This is a genomic window from Streptomyces sp. NPDC020875, from assembly GCF_040641415.1.
Taxonomy (GTDB): domain Bacteria; phylum Actinomycetota; class Actinomycetes; order Streptomycetales; family Streptomycetaceae; genus Streptomyces.
On sequence record NZ_JBFADP010000045.1, the window covers coordinates 38,837 to 59,498 of the forward strand.

Genomic DNA, 20,662 nt, shown 5'->3' on the forward strand with positions numbered 1-20,662 from the left:
TCATTTGCGGCCGGGGGTCCAGTTCATGCCCCAGCCGTATGCCTGGTCGATGGTCCGCTGGGGGCTGACGCCGCGTTGCGGGACGAGGAATTCGGCCTCTCGTTTGACGACGAGTTCGGAGCCGGTGTTGGTGATCAGGGCGAGGGCGCAGACGGTGGAGGGGACGGTGCACTCGCCGAGGGTGAATTCGATGGGCGCGCCGTGCTGCGGGGTGAGGGTGACGGTGGCGTCCAGGTCGGCGAAGCTGCGAGCGCCTTCGTAGATGGTGACGAAGATGACGATGCGCCGGAAGTGTTGTCGGTGGTCGAGGTTGACGGTGAGGTTCTCGCCGGTGGTGCCGCCGGTGCGGTCGTCGCCGTCGAGGTGGATGAACGGGGGCCGGTGGAGTGATCCGAAGGCGTTGCCGAGGGCCTGGACGACGCCCTTGCTGCCGTCGGAGAGTTCGTACAGGGCGCAGAGGTCGAGGTCGAGGTCGCCGTGGAGGGCGATGGCGCGGCCGAGTTTGGCGCCCCAGCCCTTGAACTGTTTGCGGACCTGCCAGCTGAGGTTGACGCGCAGGGCGCCGGAGGTGCCGCCCTGTTTGGTGAGGGAGACGGTCGGCGATTCCTTGGTGAGCGTGACCTTCGTCAGCCGGACGGGAGCGTTGGTGGACGGCGGCCCGGACGCGGAGGCGGAACCGGCCGCGGACCGGGCGGACGGCGGTACGGGCGCGGGTGGGGCGGCGGGGGCCGGGGCCGGAGCGGGCGCGGCGGCCGGGGTGTCGACGGTGATGCCGAAGTCGGTGGCCAGGCCCTCCAGTCCGCTGCTGTAGCCCTGGCCGACGGCCCGGAACTTCCACGCCCCCTGCCGCCGGTACAGCTCGCCGAGGACGAGGGCGGTCTCGACGGTGGCGTCGGTGGTGTCGTAGCGGGCGATCTCGGCGCCGGTTCCGGCGTCCAGGACCCGGACGGAGAGGCCGGGTACCCGGCCGAAGGGGCCGCCGTCGGCGGAGGCCGCGAGCACGATCCGGCCGATCCCGGGCTCGACCCGGTCCAGGTCGACGGCGACGGTGTCGATAGTGTCGCCGGGCCCGGTCCGCCTGCCCTCGTGGCGTACGGCTCCGGAGTCGTGCGCGGGCTGGTTGTAAAAAACGAAGTCGCGGTCGGACCTGACTCTGCCCGTGGTCGCGTCGAGCAACAGGGCCGAGAAGTCGGTGTCGGGCACTGCGGGGCCCGCTCGCCGGGCCAGTTCGACACGGACCCTCGGCGCCGGTACCGGAGTATTGGCGCCTTTGATCATGGACATGGAGCTTCCCCCATCCCGAGGTTCGGGTTCCCGGACGCTCCGCCCGGGAGTTCGCCGGGCCAAGGTAGCTTCCTCCTGCCCGGAACGGGCGGCGCCACCCCCGACGCCCCCGACAACGCGCCGCCGACTCGCCGCGGCCCCGCCGACGACCGTAAGCGACCGCCGACAACTCGCCGGTAACCCGCTCTCAACTCGCCCTTTACCCGATTCTTGCGCTCATTCCTGACCGATTTCCCCGGATTCGCTCGCATTAGCCCACCCCGACCCGTCGCGTCCCGCGAAAGAACCCCCTTTCCGGACTCCCCAACCGACAGCACAACCCTTAACTTATGAGCCATGACCTCCCCCCGCTCCTCCTACGGCGGCGGTTACTACTCCGCACCCTTTTTCGCCGACACCCCGATCTACGACTCCCTGGTCGCGGAGCGGGGCACGCCTCAGATCGCCCCGATCAGAGTGCCATCCCCCTATGACAACGGCGGCCACGGCTATCCGCCGGCGCTCCCGGCGGCGCTTCCCGCCCTCCCGGCGGGCCCATCGGCGGCCCAGCCGGCGCCCTCGTACGGCTACGGGCAGCAGGGGGGTCACCCGGGACAGCTCCAGCAGGCGGCCGCCCCTTACGTACCGCAGCAGACCGCGCCCCCGCGCGGCTATCCCGGCCCTCAGGTCCCGCAGCCCCAGCGCCCGGCGCCCGCCGGGTACGAGGCGATGCGTCCGGCCCCGGTCAGGCCCGCCCCTCAGCAGGGGCACGGACCGGCGGCCTACAACCCCCAGTACCAGCGCCCCTATCCGGGCGGCCAGGGGTACTGACCCGCGCCCGGACCGGGTTCCGGCGTCCGACCGGCGGGGCCGCGCTGCCCCGCCGGATCCGGCCGTCCGACCCGTTCCGGCCCCTCCCGGCGTGACAATCGTCTCCGCGTTCCCGCCAACACGCGGCTGACCTCGCGTTCCGTCAACTGCCGCCGCCCGGGCGCGCTACGGTGGTGCGACCCGCTGAGGCGGGGTCGCGAAGGCGCTGCGTTCCCGGGGTCGCCGGGCGCCGCGCGCACACCACGAGGTGGGGGCAGAGCAGCACGATGTCAGAGGGCACGGTCCAGGTCACCCACACCGGCACGTCGCGGTGGCGGCGGCGCACCGGGGAGTACGCGTCCCTCACGGCGGCCCTGGAGGCCGCGGGGGACGGTGATGTGCTCACCGTGGCGCCGGGCACGTACCGCGAGAACCTCGTGGTGAGCCGGGCCGTCACCCTTCGCGGCCCGGAGGGCGCCGTCGGCTCGGTGCGGATCGCGCCCGTGGACGGGGTGCCGCTGACGGTACGGGCGTCGGCGACCATACGGGATCTGTACGTCGAGGGGCAGGACGCGACCGCGGCGGCCCTGCTGGTCGAGAACGGTACGCCGGAGCTGTCGGATCTGCGGATCTCCACCCGCTCGGCGGCCGGGATCGAGGTACGCGACGGCGCGCGGCCGACGGTGCGCCGGGTGGCCGTGGACAATCCCGCCGGGGTGGGGATCGCCGTACTGGACGGCGCGGGCGGGGTGTTCGAGGAGTGCGAGGTCGTCGCGGCGGGCCGGGCCGGGGTCTCGGTCCGCGACGGGGGGCGGCCCCGGCTGGAGCGCTGCCGGGTGCACCACACCTCGGGCGCCGGGCTGAGCGTCTCCGGCGACGGCAGTGTGCTGGAGGCGGTGGGCTGCGAGGTCTACGAGATCAAGGGCGCGGGGGTGCAGGTCACCGCCCGCGCCTCCGCCCTGCTGGACGGCTCCAGTGTGCACCGGACCTCCGCCGACGGGGTCACCCTGGACACGGACGCGGTCCTGACGCTCTCCGACTGCGATATCCACGACGTGCCGGAGAACGCGATCGATCTGCGGTCCCGCTCGGTGCTCACCCTCACCCGGTCCACGGTCCGCGCCTTCGGCCGCAACGGTCTCTCGGTCTGGGACCCGGGGACCCGGGTCGACGCCAACCAGTGCGAGATATATGACAGTACGGGCGACTATCCGGCGGTCTGGATCAGTGACGGCGCGACGGCCGTACTAGAGGGCTGCCGGGTCCACGACGTACCGGACGCGATCTTCGTCCTCGACCGGGGCTCCCGCGCGGACGTGGTGGACAGCGACCTCTCGCAGATCCGCAGTACCGCCGTGTCGGTGAGCGACGGCGCCACCGCGCAGCTCGACGACTGCCGGATCACCCAGGCGTCGACGGGGGCCTGGTTCCGCGACCACGGCAGCGGCGGCACCCTGAACAACTGCACCGTCGACGGGGCGCAGACCGGGGTGATCGTCACCAAGGGCGCGGATCCGCTGATCGAGCGGTGTACGGTCACCTCGCCTGCCGAGGCGGGTTTCTATGTCTCCGCCGAGGGCCGGGGCACGTTCCGCGGCTGCCGGGTCACCGGCAGCGGGGGCTACGGTTTCCATGTGATGGACGGCTGCCGGTCGGTCCTGAGCGGCTGCCGTACCGAGCGGTGCGCCCGGGGCGGCTACGAGTTCGCCGATCCGGGGCTGCTGACGGTCGACGACTGCACGGGCGACGAGTCGGCGGTACGGTCCCCGGCTCTCGCCCCGCCGCCCCTCGCCGGGATGACGGCCGCCGTCACCGGGACGGCGCCCTCGGTCCCCGGGCCGCTCACCGCGCCCGCCGCGGCCGTCCGGCCGCCCGCCGCTCCCCCGGTGGCGGTACCGCCGCCCCCCGTGGCGGCCCGCGCCTCCGAGGACGTACTCGGCGAACTGGACGCCCTGGTGGGCCTGGAGAGCGTGAAGCGGGAGGTCCGCTCCCTCACCAACATGATCGAGGTGGGGCGGCGCCGTCAGGAGGCCGGGCTGAAGGCGGCGTCCGTCCGCCGTCATCTCGTCTTCACCGGTTCACCCGGGACCGGGAAGACCACCGTGGCCCGGCTCTACGGCGAGATCCTCGCGGCCCTCGGGGTGCTGGAGCGGGGCCATCTGGTGGAGGTCTCCCGGGTGGATCTGGTCGGGGAGCACATCGGCTCCACCGCGATCCGGACCCAGGAGGCGTTCGACCGGGCCAGGGGCGGGGTGCTCTTCATCGACGAGGCGTACGCCCTCTCCCCCGAGGACTCCGGCCGGGACTTCGGCAAGGAGGCCATCGACACCCTGGTGAAGCTGATGGAGGACCACCGGGACGCGGTGGTGGTGATCGTCGCCGGGTACACCGCCGAGATGGAGCGGTTCCTCGCGGTCAACCCCGGGGTGGCGTCCCGGTTCTCCCGGACCATCACCTTCCAGGACTACGCGGCGGACGAACTGCTGCGGATCGTCCGGCGGCAGGCCGACGAGCACGAGTACCGGCTGGCCGACGGCACCGAGGACGCGCTCGTCGCCTACTTCGACAAGCTGCCCAAGGGCCCCGCCTTCGGCAACGGCCGGACCGCGCGGCAGACCTTCGAGGCGATGGTCGAACGGCACGCGGGCCGGGTGGCCGCCCTGGACGAGGCCGATACCGACGCCCTCACCCTGCTGTACCCGGACGATCTGCCGGAGCCGCGCTGACCGCGCCGCCTCCGCCGCGCCCGGGACCGGGCTGCCGGGGTACGCCGGGGATCAGCCGCAGCAGCTCCGTACGGGCGGCGGCGAAGGCCGGATCCGCCTGGTAGTCGGAGTGCCCCAGGATGGGTTCGGGCAGCGGTCGGCGGGCCGAGCGCCCGTAGGCCACGGGGTCCAGCAGCGCCGGGCGGTCGGGCGCGGGCCGCGCACCTTCGGGTACCAGTACCGGGCCCCCGATGGGGTCGGTGTGCCGCCAGAGATTGGTCCAGCAGTGCGTCTCGTCGCGGAGGGCCGCCAGCGCCTCGGGGCCGAAGTAGGCGGGGAACCAGCGGCCGTAGAGCCGCTCCAGCGGTGAGCCGTACGTCAGCAGCGCGACCCGGGAGCGGACCTCCGGCCGGAGCTGCCAGACGGCCGCCGCCGCGAGCACACTGCCCTGCGAGTGGCCGGAGATGACGAGCCGTCCGCCGCTGCTCCGGGTCCGTTCGGTCCAGGTCGACATCCGCCAGGTCAGATCGGGTACGGCGCGCTCCGCGTAACAGGGCGGGGCGAAGGGGTGGGCGGCGCGCGGCCAGAAGGTGCCGACGTCCCAGAGGATGCCGATGGTCCGGCGGGCGGACGGGTCGCGGTAGGCCCGGCGTCCCCAGGTGACGAAGAGCAGGAAGCCGAAGCCGATCAGCCAGGAGCCCAGTGACTGGGCGGTCTCGGCGGCTGCCTCGGCGAAGCCGCCGTCGAAGGCCCGGCCGGGTACGTCGCCGCTGAGCCGGGCGCCCGCCACGGCACCGGCGCCCAGGACGACGGTCGCCGCGCAGACCGTGCCGATGATGGCGGGTGCGGAGTCGGTGACCCGGGCCGCCGCGCGGACCCGGGCGATGGTCCCGGTGCGGATGGTGTCGGGGCGCCAGCCGGTGTCGCCGAGGCGGGCGATGCCCGTGGTGCCCGGCCGGGACTCCAGGGCGGCGTACTCGGCCTCGACGGTACGGGCCAGCCGGCGCGACCGGCGCCAGGTCCGCAGCGCCAGGGCGGCGGCGGGGGCCAGCAGCAGGACCAGGAGGACCGGGATCACGGACGCCTGCCAGCTCAGCAGGGTGGGCGGGCCGGGGATCCGGCCACCGGTCCCGGGGGTGCCGGAGCGGTCCAGCCAGTCCGCGACCCGCTGGGCGATCCCTCCGGTCATCACCCCGCCCAGGGCGCAGGCCAGTACGGTGACCGAGGGTCCGCCGAGGCCGCCGAGTACGCTGCGGGCGTGCCGGGCCCGGCGCTGGAGGACGACCGCGACGACCGCGAGTACCAGGACGAACGCCCCCTGGATCACGGCGATCACCGCGAACAGGGACGCCCCGGGCAGGGCGCCGGACGACTCCCAGCCGGGCCGGGACCAGGCCGCGTACAGCACGGACAGGGCGAGCAGGGCGAGGGCCGCGCCGGGCAGGGCGGTGACGGCGGTCCGGTCGGCCCGGGCGTCGAAACGGCGTTCGGTCCTGGCGCGCCGGGAGACCACCCAGACGACGGCGACCAGGCCGAGCAGCAGCGCGCCTTCGAGGAGGCGGCCCCAGATCACCGGGGTGCCGGAGCCGACGGTCCGGTCGTGGCGGGCGGCGGCCCCGGTGACGGCGGCGGCGACGGTGAGGAATCCGGCGGCGGTGTGGGCGGCCCGGAGGCGGGCGACATGGCGGCGGCCGTACCAGAATCCGGGGCGGCCGAGCGCCGGGCGCAGCGGTGGTCTCGGCGGGGTGCCGGGCTCCCCGGGCTCGCGTCCGTCGCCGGGGGTGTCGTACTCCTCGGGCTGCTCCTCCTCGACGTCCGGTTCGGACTCCGGTCCGGGGTCCTCCACCGGCCCCGTTCCGCCGTCGGCGACATCGGCGCCGGTCGGCGGGCGCTGGGACTCGTAGGCGGTCCAGGTCCGGTGGGAGAGGTACCAGAGCAGTCCGACCAGGGCGGCCGGGATCAGGGCGGCGAGGGCGAGCCGCCGTCCGGGCTGGGACCACCAGCCGCCCTGGTCGGCCGCGAGGAAACCGAGCCAGGACCGTCCCTCGGCGCACCGTTCGGTGCCCGCGCACTGCCAGGCCAGCAGATCGAGGGCGACCTCGCAGGCGGTGGCGGTCATCAGCACGGTCAGGCTGAGGGCGATCAGCCGGACCAGGGCCCCGTACAGCCGCATCGACTTGGCCCGGCCCCAGGCGCGCGGGCGCATCCAGTGCGCGAGGTTGACGACCATGAAGGGGAGCAGCAGCAGCCAGAGGGCGCGGGCGCTGTTGCCGGAGGTGAGATTGGACCAGACGTACGCCTCCGGCACCGGCTCGGCGCGGTCGCGCGCCGGGTCCTCCTCGGCGTGTTCGTCGTCGGCGCGGCGGAAGACGGCGGCCTTGTCGTCACCGGATATCCGGACCGTGCGGGGGTCGCCGAGCATGGACTGGGGCGTGGTACCGCCGACGCCGTGGACGAGCAGTTCGAGCGCCGGGCCCGGTCCGGGCGGGGGCGGGGGTTCAGCGGACACGTCAGCGGCTCGCTCTCCGGGTGCGGGCCCGTGGGGGCGGGCCGTCGGGTGCGGCGGTGCGGGCGCCGCGTCTCAGCGCCCCGGATTGTGGCAGTTCCCGGGCCCGGGGTCACGGAGTCGCCGCATCTGCGCGCGGGGCGCGTCGTGGCAGGATGAGAGTTCCGGCCGGGGGACCGTCAGCGCGCGGGTTCCGCGCGCCGTGTCCGCCGGGCCGGTGCCGACGACGAAAGGACCGGCTCCGACGGTGACCGACCAGCAGAACCTGCTCGCCGAACAGCGGCGCGCGCTCATCCTCGACGAGGTGCGCAGACGCGGCGGGGTACGCGTCAACGAACTGACGCGCAGGCTCCGGGTCTCCGATATGACGGTACGGCGCGATCTGGACGCCCTGGCCAGGCAGGGTGTGCTGGAGAAGGTGCACGGGGGCGCGGTGCCGGTGGCGGCGGCCAGGACGCACGAGCCGGGGTTCGAGGCCAAGTCGGTTCTGGAGCCGCGGGCCAAGGAGGACATCGCCCGGGCGGCGGCGGCGATGATCGCCCCCGGTACGGCGATCGCGCTGGCCGGGGGGACGACGGCGTTCGCGCTGGCCCGGCGGCTGACCGATCCGGAGGCGCTGCCGGATCTGACGGTGGTCACCAATTCGGTACGGGTCGCGGACGCGCTGTACCACGCGCACCGTAGCCGCTCCGGTGCGGCGTCCACCCGGCCGGGGGGCGCCGCGGTGGTCCTGACCGGCGGGGTGCGGACACCGTCCGACACGCTCGTGGGTCCGGTCGCCGACTCGGCGATCCGCTCCCTCCACTTCGATGTGCTCTTCATCGGGGTGCACGGCATCTCGGTGGAGGCCGGTCTGTCGACCCCCAATCTGGCGGAGTCGGAGACGAACCGGCATTTCGTCCGGTCCGCCCGCCGGGTGGTGGTGATCGCCGATCACACCAAGTGGGGCACGGTGGGCTTGAGTTCGTTCGCCCGGCTGGCCGAGGTGGACACCCTGGTGACGGACGCGGGGCTGCCCGCCGAGGCGCGGGCGGAGATCGAGGAGCGGCTGCCGGGCGGTCTGGTGGTGGCGGACCGGTCCGGGGGCGAGGGGCCTTGACCGCCTTCCGGCTGGAGCGCGCGGTGGCCGCGCCGCCGTCCGAGGTGTGGCGGCGGGTGACGGACTGGCGGGCGCACGCGGCGCTGGTACCGCTGACGTCGATGGTCTCCGCCGTGCCCGGGCCGCCGGGTCCGGGCACGGTGTTCGTGATGCGGACGGGGATCGGCCGGGTCGGGTTCGACGATCCGATGGAGATCGTGGAGTGGTCCCCGCCCGGTCCGTCCGGGCCGGGCCGTTGCGAGCTGGTGAAACGGGGCCGGGTGATCCTGGGCTGGGCGGTGATCGAGGTACGCGCGGCGGGCTCCGGGTCGGTGGTGGTGTGGACCGAGGAGGCGCGGGTGCGCGGGGTGCCCCGGCGGCTGGCGGCGTGGGAGGCCCGAGTGGGGCGCGCGGTGTTCGGACGCGCGCTGGACGCGCTGCTGCGGTCCGCCGGGTAGCCGCCCCCGGTGGGACGCGTCCGCCGTCGGTGCACCCGGCGGGCGGGACGGCCGGTGTGACCGTCCCATGATCGACTCGTTGGACGGTCACGGGGGGGTGCCGGGGTGTCACGACGGCCCCGGGGGCACCCGGGCGGCCGACGCGGCCCGGGCGTGCCACCGCTCCCCCGCCCCCGTTCAGCCGGACTCCACGGACGACACCGAGACTCGGCCGTACGCGGCCCCACCGCGACGCGTACGGACCGGAAGGGCCGCGCCCCGATGCCGACACACCGTCAACCATCCCGTCACCAGCACCGCCACGCCGTCTGCGGTGGCCGCCCCGGGGCGGAGGAGGTGGAGGCGCTCCTCGTGGAGCACTATCCCCGGCTCGTCCGGCTGGCGTATCTGACCCTGCCCCCGGCTCTGGGGCGGCACCGCCGGGTCCTGGCGGCGCACGCGACGGTCCAGCGGGTGCTGCCGGTGGTCCGCCCGGTCGGGGCGGGCCTGCCCGGGACGCGGGCGCGGCCCCCGGCGGGGCGGGGCCCCGCCGCCCGGCCCGCGACAGCCGGGTCCGCCGGGCCGACCGGGTCCGCCGGGGACTCAGCTGCGTACGGGTCCGCCGGGGCGCCCCGATACCCCTCCGGCTCGGGTTACCCGGGGGAATCCGGGTCCGCCGGGTCCGCCGGGTACTCAGCTGCGTACGGACACACCGGGCCTTCCGGCCTCGACCAAACCGCCGGGTACCCGGCGGCTTCCGGCCCCGGCGACGGCTTCGGTGCGTACGGGCACGCCGGGTCATCAGGCTTCGACGGGGTCTCCGACGCCTCTCGGGCCGACGGGGCCGCGGAAATCCCGGGGACCGGGCGGGCCCCGGGGGGCTTCGGCGCCCGGGGTCCGGGGGCGGCGGCGGCCGAGCCGCCCGCTCGGGAGGTCGCCGCGTCCGCCGGATACCGCTGGGTGCGGTACCGGGTGCTGCGCGGCGCCCTGCGCGGCCGGCGCGGGCTGCCCGCCGGGCCGCTGCCCCGGGTAGCGGGGCTGCGGCTCTTCCCCAGTGCGGGCGGCGCCGATGAACTCGCCCTCGACCAGGCCCTGTCGTCGGTTCCGGCGCCCGCCCGGGCGGCCTTCGCGCTCGGCGTGCTGGAGGGGCTGCCGGACGCGGAGGTCACCGCCCTGCTGTCGGCGTGCGGCACCGAGGAGCCCGAGGCGGCGCTGCGGATCGCGGGGCGGCTGCGGGAGACCGGGGGCGGCCGGGTGGAGTCGCTGCTGCGGACGGCGGAGTTCGACCCCTGTGTCGTCCAGACCCGGCCGACGGATCTGCTGCGGCGCCGGAGCCGGTTCCGGGCCGCGGCGGTCGCCGCGCTCTGTGTGCTGCTGGTGGCCGGTTCCGCGATCTCCGGCGACCCGGGCCCGGACGGCACGGCGACGGCGGTCGACGGCAAGGGGTGGGCGGCGTCGAGGGCCCGGGCCGTCGATCCCGTACGGCTGGAACGGGCCCCGCGCGACGCCTGGGCCGACACCTCACGGGTCGACTTCTCGGCCTGGCCCGCGCGCGGCGGGCGGACGGCGGACACCGAACTGCTGCGGCGGGCGCTCGGCGCGTGGGCCTCGCCCGGCGCCGGGGTACGGGTGTCGGCGACGCCGGACACCCCCCGTACACCGCCCGCCCTGCCTCCCCGGCTGCTGTACGCCGGGGAGGCGGACGGTGCCGCCGTGGTCCTGCTGCACGAGGGCGGGCGGGTGGTGCGGTACGCCGAGCCGCTCTCCGGCCGGGGCGCCGCAGCCCTCGATCTGGCCCGGGTCGACGACGCCGATGTGACGACGGGCGCGGCCGTGGTGGTGAGCCGGACGGCGACGGGGGCCAGGCTGCTGCTCGCGCCCTGGATCGCCGGGGCGGCCGTACGGGATCTGCTGGCACCGGACCGGGGCGCCCGTCCGCTGGCCGTCGCGGCGGACGGGGTGACACCGCTGCTGGCGGCGCCCGCCGGGGCCGGTACCGCCTGCACGGCCTGGCCCGCCGTCCAACTGCGGTCGTCGGCCCGGATCGTGGAGGACCACGCGTTCCTCGTGACCGACCTCGGCGATCTCGTACCGGCGCATCTGACCCACACCCCGGCGCCGGGTTCGGGGGCGCCCGCCCGGCAGCCCCGGGAGGCGACGGGCGGACCGGCGCTGGCGAACTGGGCCCGGGCCGCCTGTCTGCTGCCGGGTCTGCGCGGCGCGGGCGTACGGACCGTGAACGACTGGACCTTCGCGGAGCAGGGGCTCCCGGACGGCGGCGGCCGGGCCGTCTGGGTCTGCACCCGGGCGGAGACCTGGCGCGGCCCCGGCCGGGTCCTGGTCCGCTTCCAGCCGCCGGATCCGGGCGGGGCCGCCGACGGCGGTCCGGGGCCCGGCCGGGTGGTCGCCGAGGCGCGGGACACCGCCGCCTGCGGCCGGTTCGGCCAGCACGTCCTGGCGGGCACCCGCTGGCGCTCCCCGGAGGGGCGCTGGTATCTGCTGGCGGCGGGGAGCCGGCGGGTCACCCGGATCACGGCCGCGGGCGCGGTCACGGCGACCGCCCCGGGACCGACCCTGGCGGCCCCCGCGCCCGACGGCGCCGGTGAACCGGGGTCGGTCCGGCTGTCGGCGCTGCTGAGTACGGGTGACACCCTGACGCCGCTCGGCCGTGACTGACGCCCCCCGGCCTCCGGCCACAGGGGTAGGTCAGCCCGGTCGGCCCCGACCGGGCCCGGCGGCGTAACGCCCGGGTGTGATGCCCAGATGACGGGTGAAGTGCCGGTTCAGATGGGACTGGTCGTAGAAGCCGACCGCCGTGGCGACCTCCGCGGGCCGTTGCCCGGCCAGCAGCAGTCTCCGGGCCCGGTCGACGCGCCGCCCGGTGAGATAGCCGTGCGGTGGCAGGCCGTAGCTCTGCCGGAAGCAGCGGATCAGATGCGTGGGGTGTACGCGCAGGATCCCGGCGGCCTCGTCCAGGGACACCCCGGTGGAGATCCGGGAGTCCAGCAGTTCGCGCAGGGCGGCGGCGACCCGCCCGGCCTCGCGTCCCGGTGCTCCGGCCCCCGGGGCGCGCAGGTGGTGGAGCAGTCGGTCCCGGACCAGGGCCAGCCCCGATTCCGCCTCGAACTCGTCGCCCCGATGGGCGAGGGCCCGGTGCAGCCGGTGGATTCCGTGGCGCAGTACCCCGTCGCCGTGGACCGGGCCGTCGACGGCGGCCCCCGTCAGCCGCTCGGGCAGGACCGTGGTGGCGAGGTAGAGCACCCGCTTGCGGAACCCCGACGGGTGCGCCGTTCTGCCGTCGTGGGGGACGCCGGGCGGCAGCAGGATGACCGGGCCCGCCCCGGCGGCTCCGTGACGGCGGCGGTCGACGGTGAAGTCGACCGAGCCGTCGTCCAGAAGCATCAGGGACCAGGTGTCGTGGGTGTGGACCGGGTAGGCGTGTTCGGTGAAGCGGGCGTGGAAGACCTCGGCGATCCCCGGTACCGGGGGCCGCCAGGCGCTGATCCGGTTTCCGGGCCGGTCGTCGGTCATGCCAGGAACGTACAAGACCGGAGATCGCCGCCGGGGGCACGCTCGGTCCATGAAACCGACCGCCGTGAATCTCGCCCGCGAACTGGCCCGCTTCGACGACTTGTGGGCCCAGCGGACCATCGCCGGACTCAACGACTACCAGGTCAAACTCGCCAAGGTGAAAGGCGAGTTCGTCTGGCACACCCATCACGACACCGACGAACTGTTCCTGGTGATCGCCGGACGGCTCACCATCCAACTCCGGGACGGTGATGTCACGCTCGGGGCGGGCGAGTTGTTCGTGGTGCCCCGGGGCGTCGAACACTGCCCCGTGGCCGACGAGGAGACACACATCCTGCTGGTGGAACCGGCGGGCGTCATCAATACCGGTGACGCGGGCGGCCCTTTGACCAAGGCCGCGGAGCCCCTGGGCTGAGCACGGAGCCCGAGGTCCGGGGCCCGGCGACCGGTCCCCGGGCCGCCGGTACGGCCCCGTTCCCGGGCGGCACGGGACCCGTACCGCCGCTATCGTTACCGTCCCGTCCACGCCTCGGGAGGAATCCGCATGGTTCGCCGACTGCGCCCCGTGGAACTCGACTTCATCGCCACCGCGCCGGTCCGGCCGGTCTTCACCGCGAATCTGCGGGCCTCGCCCCAGGACGTGTACCGGGCACTCGCCGAGGACGTGCCGGGCTGGGCCGGGTGGTTCGACGCGGTGCGGGAGGCGGAGCCGACCCGCGGGGGCGCGGGCCGCACGGTCCGGCTGCGGATCGGGATCCGGTTCGAGGAGACCATTCTGGCGACCGATGCCTTCACCCGGTACGCGTACCGGGCGGACACCACCAACGCGGCGGGGCTCACCGCGCTCGCCGAGGAGTGGCTGATCACGGCCGAGCCGGGCGGCGGCTGCCGGGTGCGGTGGACCTTCGCCCTGGACGGTGGGCGGGCCGCCCGGCTGGCGATGCGGGCCGTCGCGCCGGGGCTGCGGGTGTCGTTCCGGGGTGCCATGCGGGCCCTGGACCGGCGGCTCTCCGCGAGCTGACCGCCCGTCGGCGCGGGGCCGGGGCCGGGATCGTACGGCCCCGGCCCCGGCCCCGATCCCGGCTGGCGGGGGCCGTACCCGGTGGTCAGGCCGACCAGGCGCCCGTGGTCAGGAAGCGGTCGAGCGCGGCACTGTACGGCGCGATGTCCAGGCCCTGTTCGGCGAGCCAGGCATCCGAGTAGTACTTGTCGAGATAGCGGTCGCCGGGGTCGCAGAGCAGGGTGACGACGCTCCCCCGCCGTCCGGTGGCCACCATCTCGCCGACGATCTTCAGCGCGCTCCACAGACCGGTTCCGGTGGAGCCGCCCGCCTTGCGGCCGATCGCCGTGTCGAGGGCGCGGACCGCCGCGACGCTCGCCGCGTCGGGCACCTTCATCATCCGGTCGACGGCGCCGGGAACGAAGCTGGGCTCCATCCGGGGCCTGCCGATGCCCTCGATCCGGGAGCCGCGGGCGCTGGTGGCGCCCGGGTCGTCGCGGGTCCAGCCGTCGAAGAAGCAGGAGTTCTCCGGGTCCGGGACGCAGATCCGGGTGTCGTACTGCATGTAGTGGACATAGCGGGCGATGGTCGCGGAGGTGCCGCCGGTGCCCGCGGTGGCCACGATCCACGCGGGCTCCGGGTAACGCTCCAGCCTGAGCTGCTGGTAGATCGATTCGGCGATGTTGTTGTTGCCGCGCCAGTCGGTGGCCCGCTCGGCGTAGGTGAACTGGTCCATGTAGTGGCCGCCGGTCCGGGCCGCGAGCGCCGCGGACTCCTCGTACATCCGGCGCGGGTCGTCGACGAAGTGGCAGCCGCCGCCGTGGAACTCGATCAGCCGGATCTTCTCGGCGCTGGTGGTGCGGGGCATCACGGCGACGAACGGGACGCCGATCAGCTTGGCGAAGTACGCCTCGGAGACGGCGGTCGAGCCGCTGGACGCCTCGATGACCGGTTTCCCGGGCCGGATCCAGCCGTTGCAGAGCCCGTAGAGAAAGAGGGAGCGGGCCAGCCGGTGCTTCAGGCTGCCGGTGGGGTGGGTGGACTCGTCCTTGAGGTAGAGGTCGATACTCCACTCGTCGGGGAGCGGGAAACGCAGCAGATGGGTGTCGGCCGATCGGTTGGCGTCGGCCTGGACCTTGCGGACCGCCTCCTTGAGCCAGTCGCGGTAGGCCGGATCGCTGCGGTCCACGTCGCCGAAGCCCGTATCGGGTCCGGTGGTGGCCGTGGTGGCCGTGGTGCCGTCCACAGGCCGTCGTTCGTCGTTCATCCCGCCGTCCGCCCGTTCTCGTCGCCGGTGTGCCCGGTGGTCCGCTCACGGCTCCCCGGGACCGCCCCGGACGCTCGCGTCCCTCCCGCCACAGTAAGCCCGTCACCTGCGCAAACATCCGCTTGGGGCATCCATAGGCATGACTTGTGGGCCGAACGCACCCACCCGCGGGCCGGGGGCGGACCCCGTCCGGCCGCCGTACTGGTGCGGGTGGGCCGGTATGTTGCAAACTGCCAGCAGACGACGCGAACGATGGGGAGGAGGGGCCGGATGGCCATGGCGGAGCCCGAGTTCCGGGCCACGGGGGTGCGGATCGAGCGGTGGCCCCGCTCGCTCACCAAGGCCGGTCAGGTGCTCATCCAGGACGGCAGGCTCCAGTTGCTGACCAGTTACGGCCGGGTGATCGACAGCGCCCCGGTCCGGGCGGTCAGGGCGGGGAAGGCGTGGTTCTCGGACGAGTCGAGTACGGCGCTGACGGTGAACGGCAGGCGCTACCGGCTGACACTGGGTCAACGCGACGAGGCGGCCGACCCCGAGAAGCTCGCGGGGCGCTTCCTGAAGGCCGTGCGCAAGGCCGGTGGCGGCGAGGGCTGACCCCGGAGGGACGGCCCCGTACCGCACCTGGGACGGGCCCGGGCGACCGGTCGACGGCCGCCCGAGCCGCCCCGGGCGGTACGGGCACACCCGGAAGCAGCACGCCCCGGCTCGGGTAGGACCGAGTCCGGCGGCTCGGTGACGGGGCCGCACGGGTGGCATGGGCGGCACGGAACATGCACGGCAGTCGGCCGGGGGTTTCGCGCGGCGCCGAGTTGCGGTGGCCGTGCCGGTGCCGCACGCTGAACACATATCACTCAGGGTGAAGCAGTGGTCACGCTGTGATCCAGCCATCGCCGTCAGGCGGACCGCCGCCGTTCGTCGGATCCGATCCCTCCGTCTTCTTCCGGACCTCAACTTCGGGGAGTCGCAGCTGTGATCACCGAACCCAGCAGACATTGCACGGTGGAGTTGCAAGCCGTGCCCTCGCGGATCGGTCAGGTCCGCAGAATCATCTCGGCGCAACTGCGCCACTGGCATCTCGATCCGCTGATCGACCCGGCGGCGCTCGGGGTGACCGAGCTGCTGACCAATGTCCTTCAGCACGCGGAGCCCGACAAACGGTGCACCGTCGACGTCGAACTGCTCCTGGACCGGCTCACGGTCTCGGTCCGCGACCGGGATCCCCGGCTGCCGACACTCGGGGCCGCCGATCCCCTCGCCACCTCGGGCCGCGGTCTCGAACTGATAGCGGCGGTGAGCGAGAACTGGGGCGCGCGGCCCCGGGACGAGGGCGGCAAGGAGGTCTGGTTCACCCTCGCGGCCGACTGACCGGCCGGCCGCGCCCTCGACCGGCCTCCGCCCCCGGCCCTCCACCGGGCCGGGACCGGAGGGGGCGGCGGAGCCGGGATCCGTGGTGGAACGGCGGCGGTCAGCGCCGCCCCTCCACGGGGCCGAACCGCTCGTCGAGTACGGACAGCCGGCGCCAGTACTCGTCCTCGTCGATCTCACCGGCCGCGAAGCGGCGGCCGAGGAGTTCCACGGGTGACGGTGTCACCGGCCCGCCCGCCGGGCCGCGCCCCGTCGCGTACCGCGGTCCGCGCCCGGACGGGCCCCGCCACAGCCCCGTCCGCCGGACCAGGGCGACGGTGCCGATCACGACGGCGGCCCAGATCAGCGGGAAGAGCAGAATCCACGGTCCGGGCCCGTGCCCGTCCCCGAACGCCAGGGTGTTCATCTTCGGTCAGCTCCTCGGTGGAGGGCACCGCCGGTGCGGTGCCGCGACACCTCCGAGGCTCCCGCCGGGGCCGCGCCGTGTCGTCGTCCGCGCGGCGTGACCGCCCGTACCGCCCGGGGAGCAGTCCGGGCCGCCCCGGCTGCTCCCCGGTCAGCGGGGGGTGGGCCCGGTGCCGTCGAAATCGGGCAGTACGGCCCGGGCGATCCGGCGGCGGACCCGTTCCTCGTGCACGAGCCTGCCGACGAGCGCCCCGCCGTAGACCACCACACCGACGCCGACCAGCCACGACTGGAGGACGAGTACGGTGCCGAAGGGGCCGTAGGTGACGGCGTTCGAGGCGATCAGCGGGGAGAACACCAGCTGTGAGAAGACCCGTAGCCCCAGCATGAACAGGGCGGTCGCGACGGCCCCCGGCAGCAGCGCGCCCCAGCGGACCCGGCCGCCGAGCAGCAGCCGCTGGGCGACCCAGAAGAAGACGAAGGTGCCCGTGACATCGGCGACGGCGGTTCCCACGGCTCCGATCGCGTCGTCGCCGAAGGCGGGGGTGTTGACGAAGACCAGCAGGGCGAAGACGAGCAGGGCGAGAAAGACGATATGCCGCCACATGGTGTGCCAGCGGGCCGTCGGCAGGTCCCACACCTTCTCGTAGCCCGTCTGGACGGCCGATCCGAAGGTCAGCCCGAAGACGGCGAGGGCCGCGAGACCGAAGGCCGTGGTGCGCTGGAGGGCGGTGCCCGGCGGTGCGAACAGCCGCTCGACCTGCGCCTGGGAGGCGGTGGACACGCCGAGGGCCTGACCGAGCCAGCGGGCGAAGCCCTGGCTGCTGGCCGGGTCGGCGGCGGCCACCACCACCAGCAGGGGGACCAGGGTGAGGAAGCCGAGAGCGGCGAAGCCCATCGCGCGGTGCAGGAGCTCCATCTCGCGGCCCCGGTTCCAGCCGAGCCCGACCGGTGACGCGGCGACGGCGTCGTGCAGCCGCCGGAACCGGTCGGCGACGCTCGGCGAACGGACGCCGGGTGGCTGGATGGTCATGGTCGTCGCCTACCCGTTCCACCGGGGCGAGGTGTCAACCGTGCCCCCGGACGGGTGGCGGCGGGGCGTGGCGGCGGGCGGGGAGGCCGTGGGATCCGGTCGCCGTACGCCTTTGGGCGGATCGGGCCGTACGCCGCGAGGTCAGGGCGTGTTGCGAAAGTCCCGCCTGCCCCGCGACGCCTGGCACGCCCTCCCCCTGGGCCTGGCGGCCCGGGCGGTACCCCCAGGCCGCGTTGTCGGGATCGTCCGAGTACGCCCGGGCCCATCCCCTACGAGACGACCGTCCCCCTGGCTTCGCCGGGGGGACCCCACCGCCATCGCGATCGCACGCACCGGACGCCGCGGGGCCCGCCCTTCGGGCGGACGGCGCTACTTTCGAAACACGCCCTAGGCGAGGGCGTGCAGCGGGTCGTCCAGCACCGGTTGCCAGGCGAGTTCGGCCGCGCCCACCAGGCTGTTGTGGTCGAGGGTGCAGGGCAGGATCGGTACGCCGCCGCTGCGGCCCCACAGGCTGCGGTCGGCGACGACGGCGCGCAGCCGTCCCGGGTCGGCGGCGAGCAGGGCCCGGTGGAGTCCGCCGAGGATGATCCGGTCGGGGTCGAGCAGGTTCACCAGTCCGGCGAGCCCGAGGCCGAGCCGGTCGGTCAGCTCCTCGCAGGCGGCCCGGACGGCCGGGTCGTCGTACTCCGTACGGAGCAGTTCGCAGGCCTGCGCGAGCAGGGAGACCTCGGGGCCGGGCTCGCGGCCCGCGGCGGTGAGGAAGGCGAGCGGGTCGGTCTCGACGTCGAGACAGCCCCGGCTGCCGCAGTGGCAGGGGCGGCCGTCGGGGCGGACGGTGAGATGACCGACTTCGAGTGCGAGCCCGGAACTGCCGGTGTGGAGCCGTCCGTCGAGGACGAGGGCGCCGCCGACGCCGCGGTGCCCGGTGGCGACGCAGAGCAGTTGCCGGGAGCCGCGTCCCGCGCCGTGCCGGTGTTCGGCGAGGGCGGCGAGATTGACGTCGTTGCCGGTGAACGCGGGGCCGCTGATTCCGGCGGCCCGGATGTGCTCGGCGAAGATCCGCTGGACGGGCGAGCCCGCGGGCCAGGCGATGTGCAGCGGGTTGAGGGCGGTGCCGTCGGGTTCGGCGACGGCCGACGGCACGGCGAGGCCCGCGCCCGCGCACCTGCGGCCGTCGGCCCGGAGCAGGGCGGCTCCGGCGTCCACGACGGCGCCGATGACCTGTCCGGGGTCGGCGGAGGGGGTGAGGCAGCCGGGGGCGGTGGCGACGATCCGGCCCCCGAGGCCGACGAGCGCGGCCCGGAATCCGTCGACATGGACCTGGGCGGCGAGGACGACGGGTCCGCTGTCGTCGACGGAGAGCCGGTGCGAGGGCCTGCCCTGGGAGCCGGTGGCGGCGGCGGGCCTGGAGTCGACCCGGATCAGGCCCAGTGCCTCCAGTTCGGCGGCGACGGCGCCCGCGGTGGCGCGGGTGACACCGAGTTCGGCGGTGAGGACGGCCCGGGTGGGCGCGCGCCCGGTGTGGACGAGTTCCAACGCGGGGCCGAGGGCGCTCCGGCCTCTCTCCAGTCTCGATCTGGCGGTCGTCGCCTTGCCGTTCATGGAGGCGAGTCTCCCACGGCCGGACGGGTCCGCCGTCCGCCGCCGGGGGCTCCCCCGGTGCGAAGGGGGGACGGCAGGGGTACGGCTCCGGCGCCGTGGGCGGCGGATGAACCGGCGCGGGGACGGCGGGCCGTACGCGCCCCCGCCGGGCCGGGGCGCGGGGCCGTCGCGGGCCCCTCCGGGATCGCCGCCGCGTCCGCGCTCGGGTTAACGGCTGTCCCGTAATCCCCGGTGGGCGCACGACGACAGCTACGGCACTCCCCCTGGGCCCGGCGGCCCGGGAGGTACCCCCACGCCGCGTTGTCGGAGTACCCGAATACATCCAGTATGCGAGCACCCCTCCGCCTTGCGATACACCGCATCTGACGCCGTGCGCTATCCACCGGGGACTACGGGACAGCCCTTAGGCCGGGTCGTCATAATGGCGCCCGGCACGCGCGTTCGCCCCCGTAGCCCACCGGGGTCCCCCGACGGAGCCCAGGGGGCGTGCACCCGGCAACCGCCCTCTGGCTTCGCCGGGGGACCCCCATCGCCATCGCGACCGCACGCATCGGACGCCGCCATTTCGACGACACGGCCTCGGGGGGCATGCTGCTGGGCCCGCCCGTGATCGGTTTCCGCACCGATCTGTAATCCCTCACTCCCTCCCGGTGGCGCTGACGATGGTGGCGGTGCCGATGGCGGGTGAGGCCGTGGTGGCGTACGCGGTACGGGACGCGGCGCCCCCGGCCGGGGCGGCGCCCGGGGCCCGTTCGCGGCGCCCCGGGCGGAAGGCGTACGGGCGGCGGGGGGCCTGATCCGGCGGCCGCCACTCCGTATCACGCGCCGGGTGAGCCCGCCGCCGACCGATCACGTAGTGGCACAATCGCCGTATGGAGAACGGGGAGTTCATCGATGTCGTCGACCGCGAGGGCAAGCTGTTGGCGGACGCGGCCGGGGCCGCCGGGGCCGATGCCGGGGTACCGGGCTGTCCCGGCTGGCGGGTGCGGGACCTGCTCCGCCACACGGGGACGGTGCACCGGTGGGTGACGGCGCTCGTCGCGGAGGGCCGGGAGAGCTACCGGCCGCCGGAGCCCGAGCCCGCGTACGACGGCGACGCGCTGCTCGCCTGGTTCCGGGAGGGGCACCGGTCGCTGGTCTCGACGCTCACGGCGGCCCCGGACGACCTGTCGTGCTGGACCTTCCGGCCGGTCCCGTCGCCGCTGGCCTTCTGGGTCCGGCGGCAGGCCCATGAGACGGCGGTTCACCGGGTGGACGCCGAATCGGCGCTGGGCGGCGCGCCCGGTACGGCGGGCACCCTCTCCCCGGTGCCCCCGGGATTCGCCGCCGACGGCATCGCCGAACTGCTGGAGCTGCACGGCCAGGACCGCAGCCGGGTGCGCTCGGCGACGCCCCGGATCCTGCGGGTCGGGGCCACCGACACCGGCGACGTTTGGACGGTACGGATCACCGAGGAGCCGGTGGTCGCCGACGCCTCCGGTACGGGCCCGGCCGACTGCGAACTGCGCGACACCGCCGAGCGGCTCTATCTGACGCTGTGGAACCGGCTGCCGCTGAGCGCCGTTTCCCTGACCGGGGACGCCGCGACCGCGGCGCTCTGGCGGGAGTCGTCCGCCATCGGCTGAGCGTGGCCCGGACGGGCCGCCCGGAAGGAGGAGTC

The 20,662-nt window shown here is 74.9% G+C and carries 18 protein-coding genes and 1 pseudogene; 12 read left to right on the forward strand and 7 right to left on the reverse strand.

What is annotated here, in order from left to right:
- Nucleotides 1-1,284 (reverse strand): TerD family protein, encoded by a 1,284-nt coding sequence (locus AB0G74_RS24520; protein ID WP_361149952.1) that lies wholly within the window; start codon nucleotides 1,282-1,284, stop codon nucleotides 1-3.
- 336 nt (nucleotides 1,285-1,620) lie between these two features.
- On the opposite strand from AB0G74_RS24520, the gene AB0G74_RS24525 reads away from it, so the two are divergent.
- Both AB0G74_RS24525 and AB0G74_RS24530 read left to right on the forward strand, forming a co-directional pair.
- Entirely contained in the window at nucleotides 1,621-2,094 is a 474-nt protein-coding gene (locus AB0G74_RS24525; RefSeq protein WP_361149954.1) for a DUF6643 family protein, read from the forward strand.
- Between the two features lie 266 nt (nucleotides 2,095-2,360).
- Nucleotides 2,361-4,799, forward strand: a complete 2,439-nt coding sequence (locus tag AB0G74_RS24530; RefSeq protein ID WP_361149957.1) for a right-handed parallel beta-helix repeat-containing protein — start codon at nucleotides 2,361-2,363, stop codon at nucleotides 4,797-4,799.
- Here AB0G74_RS24530 and AB0G74_RS24535 read toward each other — a convergent pair.
- Nucleotides 4,759-7,287 (reverse strand): hypothetical protein, encoded by a 2,529-nt coding sequence (locus AB0G74_RS24535; protein WP_361149959.1) that lies wholly within the window; start codon nucleotides 7,285-7,287, stop codon nucleotides 4,759-4,761. The genes AB0G74_RS24530 and AB0G74_RS24535 overlap by 41 nt on opposite strands.
- A 244-nt stretch (nucleotides 7,288-7,531) precedes the next feature.
- Between AB0G74_RS24535 and AB0G74_RS24540 the strand changes: the two genes are divergently transcribed.
- From AB0G74_RS24540 to AB0G74_RS24550, 3 genes are all read left to right on the forward strand, one after another.
- Nucleotides 7,532-8,383 carry a DeoR/GlpR family DNA-binding transcription regulator gene (locus AB0G74_RS24540; protein WP_361149961.1) on the forward strand — a complete coding sequence of 284 codons (852 nt, stop codon included), beginning with the start codon at nucleotides 7,532-7,534 and terminating at the stop codon, nucleotides 8,381-8,383.
- Nucleotides 8,380-8,820: an SRPBCC family protein gene (locus AB0G74_RS24545; RefSeq protein ID WP_361149964.1), complete on the forward strand. Its 441-nt coding sequence runs from the start codon at nucleotides 8,380-8,382 to the stop codon at nucleotides 8,818-8,820. Before AB0G74_RS24540 ends, AB0G74_RS24545 begins: the two co-directional genes overlap by 4 nt.
- A 261-nt stretch (nucleotides 8,821-9,081) precedes the next feature.
- Nucleotides 9,082-11,475, forward strand: coding sequence for a hypothetical protein (locus tag AB0G74_RS24550; RefSeq protein ID WP_361149966.1), 2,394 nt, complete (start codon nucleotides 9,082-9,084; stop codon nucleotides 11,473-11,475).
- A 30-nt stretch (nucleotides 11,476-11,505) separates the two neighbouring features.
- Here the strand turns inward: AB0G74_RS24550 and AB0G74_RS24555 are convergent, their stop codons facing one another.
- Nucleotides 11,506-12,330: an AraC family transcriptional regulator gene (locus AB0G74_RS24555; RefSeq protein ID WP_361149969.1), complete on the reverse strand. Its 825-nt coding sequence runs from the start codon at nucleotides 12,328-12,330 to the stop codon at nucleotides 11,506-11,508.
- A 49-nt stretch (nucleotides 12,331-12,379) separates the two neighbouring features.
- On the opposite strand from AB0G74_RS24555, the gene AB0G74_RS24560 reads away from it, so the two are divergent.
- Both AB0G74_RS24560 and AB0G74_RS24565 read left to right on the forward strand, forming a co-directional pair.
- Nucleotides 12,380-12,745, forward strand: a complete 366-nt coding sequence (locus tag AB0G74_RS24560; protein ID WP_361149971.1) for a cupin domain-containing protein — start codon at nucleotides 12,380-12,382, stop codon at nucleotides 12,743-12,745.
- 129 nt (nucleotides 12,746-12,874) lie between these two features.
- Nucleotides 12,875-13,351 (forward strand): SRPBCC family protein, encoded by a 477-nt coding sequence (locus AB0G74_RS24565; protein WP_361149974.1) that lies wholly within the window; start codon nucleotides 12,875-12,877, stop codon nucleotides 13,349-13,351.
- A gap of 85 nt (nucleotides 13,352-13,436) precedes the next feature.
- Here the strand turns inward: AB0G74_RS24565 and AB0G74_RS24570 are convergent, their stop codons facing one another.
- Nucleotides 13,437-14,597, reverse strand: coding sequence for a PLP-dependent cysteine synthase family protein (locus tag AB0G74_RS24570; protein WP_361149976.1), 1,161 nt, complete (start codon nucleotides 14,595-14,597; stop codon nucleotides 13,437-13,439).
- Between the two features lie 270 nt (nucleotides 14,598-14,867).
- Here AB0G74_RS24570 and AB0G74_RS24575 point away from each other — a divergent pair, with 270 nt between their 5' ends.
- A complete protein-coding gene (locus AB0G74_RS24575; protein WP_361149978.1) occupies nucleotides 14,868-15,191 on the forward strand; it encodes a hypothetical protein in 324 nt (107 codons plus the stop codon).
- 375 nt (nucleotides 15,192-15,566) lie between these two features.
- Nucleotides 15,567-16,037, forward strand: a pseudogene (locus AB0G74_RS24580) (ATP-binding protein); the annotation flags it as partial.
- A gap of 25 nt (nucleotides 16,038-16,062) precedes the next feature.
- On the opposite strand, the gene AB0G74_RS24585 reads toward AB0G74_RS24580, so the two are convergent.
- The 3 genes from AB0G74_RS24585 to AB0G74_RS24595 all read right to left on the reverse strand — a co-directional run bounded on the left by AB0G74_RS24585 (nucleotide 16,063) and on the right by AB0G74_RS24595 (nucleotide 19,002).
- Nucleotides 16,063-16,368, reverse strand: a complete 306-nt coding sequence (locus tag AB0G74_RS24585) for an SHOCT domain-containing protein (protein ID WP_361149981.1) — start codon at nucleotides 16,366-16,368, stop codon at nucleotides 16,063-16,065.
- A gap of 150 nt (nucleotides 16,369-16,518) precedes the next feature.
- Entirely contained in the window at nucleotides 16,519-17,400 is an 882-nt protein-coding gene (locus AB0G74_RS24590; RefSeq protein ID WP_361149983.1) for a YhjD/YihY/BrkB family envelope integrity protein, read from the reverse strand.
- 387 nt (nucleotides 17,401-17,787) lie between these two features.
- Nucleotides 17,788-19,002, reverse strand: coding sequence for an ROK family protein (locus AB0G74_RS24595; protein WP_361149986.1), 1,215 nt, complete (start codon nucleotides 19,000-19,002; stop codon nucleotides 17,788-17,790).
- A 486-nt stretch (nucleotides 19,003-19,488) separates the two neighbouring features.
- Between AB0G74_RS24595 and AB0G74_RS24600 the strand changes: the two genes are divergently transcribed.
- The 3 genes from AB0G74_RS24600 to AB0G74_RS24610 all read left to right on the forward strand — a co-directional run bounded on the left by AB0G74_RS24600 (nucleotide 19,489) and on the right by AB0G74_RS24610 (nucleotide 20,627).
- Nucleotides 19,489-19,635, forward strand: a complete 147-nt coding sequence (locus AB0G74_RS24600) for a hypothetical protein (RefSeq protein WP_361149989.1) — start codon at nucleotides 19,489-19,491, stop codon at nucleotides 19,633-19,635.
- A 17-nt stretch (nucleotides 19,636-19,652) separates the two neighbouring features.
- The gene (locus AB0G74_RS24605; protein ID WP_361149991.1) at nucleotides 19,653-19,799 is read left to right on the forward strand and encodes a hypothetical protein; all 147 of its coding nucleotides are present in this window, start codon (nucleotides 19,653-19,655) and stop codon (nucleotides 19,797-19,799) included.
- Nucleotides 19,800-19,874: 75 nt separating this feature from the next.
- Complete coding sequence (locus AB0G74_RS24610) at nucleotides 19,875-20,627, forward strand: maleylpyruvate isomerase family mycothiol-dependent enzyme (RefSeq protein WP_361149994.1); 753 nt, start codon at nucleotides 19,875-19,877, stop codon at nucleotides 20,625-20,627.
- Nucleotides 20,628-20,662 lie beyond the last annotated feature (35 nt).